The following is a 3,067-nucleotide window of genomic DNA, read 5'->3' as shown; positions in this document are numbered from 1 at the left end:
GCGCTTGCGGCGCGATGCCGCGCGCCATGGAATGCGCATGCAGTCCCTGGCCGCCACCCTGGCTTTTGCCGAACAGCAGGTCCAGGCACTGCGGCGCGCCGTCGGCGGTGCCGCCCAGCCATGCTTGGGCCGCGCCGCGCGTGCCGGCACCGGTCCACGCCATGGGCTGGCGCTCCGGCTCCTGCCATGCAAGCGCGCACTGCACGCGCGCCAGCGACGCGCCGCCGTCCGGCATCCAGTCGGCGAGCCAATGGGCCCATGGCCCATGCAGCCGCGCAGCCATGGCTGCCAGCTGCGCGGGCGTCCACCAGCACAGGGGCACAGCGCCGGAACCGTCGACGGTGGACACTGCTTACTTGCCCTTCATGTTGAACAATTCCTGCAGCATCTCGTTGGCGGTGGAGATGATCTGCGAGGACGCCTGGTAGCCGCGCTGCATGATGACCAGGTCGCTGAACTCCTGCGACAGGTCCACGTTGGACAGCTCCACCATGCCCGAGCGCACCTTGCCGAAGCCACCGCCGCCCGCACCGCCCATGTGCCAGGCCAGGCTGTTGGTGGCGGCGAAGGAATTGCCGCCCAGCGACTGCACCGCGTCCAGGCTGTCGAAGCGGCCCAGCGACAGCTTGTCGCCCTTGACGGTCTGGCCGTTGTCGTACTGCATCACCAGCGTGCCGGTGTCGTCGAAGCTCACGCCGGTCAAGGTGCCGGGCAGGTAGCCGTCCTGGCTGGCGAAGGCCAGCGTGGACAGGTTGCCGGCCGCGAACGAGGTGACGTTGGTGCTGAAGTCCAGCACCAGCGGAACATCGGGAAGACCCGCCGGCTTGTACGTCATGCTCAGTTTCGCGGTGACGGCATCGGGCCGGCCGTCGGTGAACTGGAGCGTCTTCGACTCCACCACGGTGGTGCCGTCCATCAGCGCGACGGTCCAGCTTCCCGGCGTGGTGGCGCCGTTGTTGGTCAGCTTCACGGTCAGCATGTGCTCGCCGCCCAGGCTGTCGATCACCTTCACCGCGCTGACCGTCTGGTCGGTGGCGGTGCTGGACAGGTTGCCGCTGAATTTCAGCGTGCCGGAGGCCTTGCCCGCCGCGGTGGCGCGGTTCTGGATGCGGATTTCCGTGAGGCTGCCGTCGGCGGCGATGCCCATCACCTTGCTGCCGTCCACGCGGCTGACCAGCACGCCTTCCTCGTTGAAGATGAACTGGCCGGCGCGCGTGTAGTGCAGGTTGCCGCCGGAGTCGCGCAAGGTGAACAGGCCCTGGCCGTCCAGCGCCAGGTCCAGGTTGTTGCCGGTCTGGCGCAGCTCGCCCTGGCTGAAGTTCAGGCTGGTGCCGGCCGTGTTCAGCCCGTAGCCCACCTGCATCATGCCGTTGCCCGAGCCGGTGGTGCTGTAGAACATGTCGGCGAACTGCAGCGACGAGCTCTTGAAGCCCGGCGTGTTCATGTTGGTGGTGTTGTTGGCGATGACGCGCAGGCCTTGCGAGAAGCCCTGCAGGCCCGACATGCCGACGTAGATCGAGCCGATCATGGCTGTGCTCCGGGAGTGGTGGTGGTTGTGGGTGCCGCGCGGACGGCGGAGATCTGGCTGATGCTGATGCCCGAAAGCGTGGCGCCGGCGCTGGTGGTGACGGTCAGTGCCGGCGATTCGCCCGAGAGCGACAGCGCCGTCACGGTGCCGGTGAGCGAGGTGCCGCTGGCCAGCGTCACGTCCACGCTGCGGCCGATCAGGCCGACCGACTGCAGCGCCGCCTGGTTGGACACCAGCTGGCTCATCTTTTCGTTGAGCTGCTGCGTCTGTTCGAGCGAGGTGAACTGCGCCATCTGCGCCATGAACTCCTGGTTGTCCATGGGCTTGAGCGGATCCTGGAAGGTTAGCTGCGTGAGCAGCACCTTCAGGAAGTCCTCCATGCCCATGCTGTTGCCCTGCACCGCGGTGCTGGGGCTCACGGTACTGATGGCCATACGGTGTTCTCCTGGGGAAAGGTGTTGGAAAGGTCGGCGGCATCCTTGTCGCTCTCGCGGCGCGCAACGGCGTCGAGATCGACCGGCTGGCCGTTGCACACGAGGGACAGCAGCGGCACGCCCTGCAGCTTCAGCCACTGGCGCAGCTGCTCCACGATGGGCCCCATCTGCGCCAGCACGCCGGCGTCCAGCGCGAGCCACAGGTGCACGCCGTCGGCCGTCCACTGCGCATGCAGGCGGATCGGCGCTGGCGGGCTGGGCGTGGAGTTGGGCCGGTCCAGCCTGCCGGCGCCTGGCGCGGCGCTGGACGCGGTTGCCGCGGTTGGTGCTTCAAGCGTGGAAGAACCTGACTGCGCCGGGGCGATGCGCTGCGGCAATGCCGGCGGCAGGGCGCGTTCGCTGCCGACGCGCAGGTCCGGATGCGCGGCCGGCACACTCGCCGGAATGTGGCCCACCGCCGGTGCGCCGATGATGCGCACGGCGGGAGGCGTGGAGACCTGGCCCTGCGCGGCCGTTCGGTGGTCCGGCCGCTGCATCGCCATGATGGTGGTGGCGGACACGTTGCCGAAGGATTCGAGTTGCGCGGCCAGCTGCCGGGTCTGCTCGCGCGCGGCAGCCACTGCGGTGGAGCGGGGCGCCGGTGTGCCGGCAGCCGGCTGCGGCGCAGCGTGGCCGTGCGGCAGCGGCGGTGCCGTGGGCGCGTTCACTGCTGCGGGTGCGGCATCGTCCGGTGATGCGAGCGGCGTCAAGGATGCCGCTGCCGCCGGATCACGCGAGGCCGCCATTGCGGGTTGCGTGCCGCGCGACGGGGCGTCAAGCAACGTGGCGGACGCATCCGCGGCGACCTTGTGAGCGCTGGGCTGAGGCGCGGCATTCACAAGCGCAACGGCTGTATCGACCTGCCCCGCATCCATCGGCTCCACATCGACGGCAGCCGCATCGCCCGCGGCCTGCATGGCGCCGAACGGCCGCACGGGCGCTGCCTCCGGCAACTGCGCGTCGCGCCGTGGCTGCTGCTGCTGCACGGATGCATGCTCCACGCCCGCGGCGGATGCCACGCGCACCGGCGCCGCACCCTGCGGCAGCAGCGGCGCCGTGGCCGTGC

At 69.7% G+C, this 3,067-nt stretch carries 3 protein-coding genes and 1 pseudogene; all 4 read right to left on the bottom strand.

Features of this window, described 5'->3' with window-relative positions; translation table 11 throughout:
• Positions 1-349 (bottom strand): hypothetical protein (locus tag H0U68_RS06890; RefSeq protein ID WP_296353958.1); only part of this gene is annotated, 349 nt, incomplete at its 3' end.
• Positions 350-352: 3 nt separating this feature from the next.
• Positions 353-1,528 carry a flagellar basal-body rod protein FlgF gene (gene flgF / locus H0U68_RS06885; protein WP_296353956.1) on the bottom strand — a complete coding sequence of 392 codons (1,176 nt, stop codon included), beginning with the start codon at positions 1,526-1,528 and terminating at the stop codon, positions 353-355.
• On the bottom strand, positions 1,525-1,962 hold the full coding sequence (locus H0U68_RS06880) for a flagellar hook capping FlgD N-terminal domain-containing protein (protein ID WP_296353954.1): 438 nt from the start codon (positions 1,960-1,962) through the stop codon (positions 1,525-1,527). Before H0U68_RS06880 ends, flgF begins: the two co-directional genes overlap by 4 nt.
• Positions 1,944-3,067 (bottom strand): annotated as a pseudogene (locus H0U68_RS06875) (hypothetical protein); the annotation flags it as partial. The gene H0U68_RS06880 and the pseudogene H0U68_RS06875, both read right to left, overlap by 19 nt.

Source organism: Ramlibacter sp., from assembly GCF_013697775.1.
In the GTDB taxonomy this organism is placed as follows: Bacteria; Pseudomonadota; Gammaproteobacteria; order Burkholderiales; family Burkholderiaceae_C; genus Ramlibacter.
Note: the sequence above shows the minus strand (reverse complement) of the source record. Positions and strands in the feature narration are given on the sequence as shown.